The 666-nt window shown below is 45.2% G+C and carries 1 protein-coding gene; it reads left to right on the plus strand.

What is annotated here, in order from left to right; genetic code table 11:
• On the plus strand, positions 1-666 hold a 666-nt coding region (locus tag H3R25_RS08940; protein WP_198195179.1), incomplete at both ends, for a hypothetical protein.

Below are 666 nucleotides of genomic sequence, written 5' to 3' on the forward strand. Positions count from 1 at the left end.
ATGGTTCAGAATCAAACGGTTCAGGCTCAAATGGCTCAGAATCAAACGGTTCTGACTCAAATGGCTCAGGATCTAACGGCTCAGAATCAAACGGTTCTGAATCAAATGGCTCAGGATCAAATGGCTCAGAATCAAACGGTTCTGACTCAAATGGCTCAGGATCTAACGGCTCAGAATCAAACGGTTCAGACTCAAATGGTTCAGAATCAAACGGCTCAGGCTCAAACGGCTCAGAATCAAACGGTTCAGAATCAAATGGCTCAGAATCAAACGGTTCAGACTCAAATGGCTCAGGCTCAAACGGTTCTGACTCAAATGGCTCAGACTCAAATGGTTCAGAATCAAACGGTTCAGGCTCAAATGGCTCAGAATCAAATGGTTCTGACTCCAACGGTTCAGGCTCAAACGGCTCAGGATCTAACGGCTCAGACTCAAATGGTTCAGAATCAAACGGTTCAGGCTCAAATGGCTCAGAATCAAACGGATCTGACTCAAATGGCTCAGGATCTAACGGTTCAGAATCAAACGGCTCAGATTCAAATGGCTCTGACTCAAATGGTTCAGAATCAAACGGCTCAGAATCAAATGGTTCAGAATCAAACGGTTCAGGCTCAAATGGCTCAGAATCAAACGGTTCTGACTCAAATGGCTCAGGATCTAACGGCT

The organism is Lactobacillus sp. M0390 (genome assembly GCF_016102085.1).
In the GTDB taxonomy this organism is placed as follows: domain Bacteria; phylum Bacillota; class Bacilli; order Lactobacillales; family Lactobacillaceae; genus Lactobacillus; species Lactobacillus apis.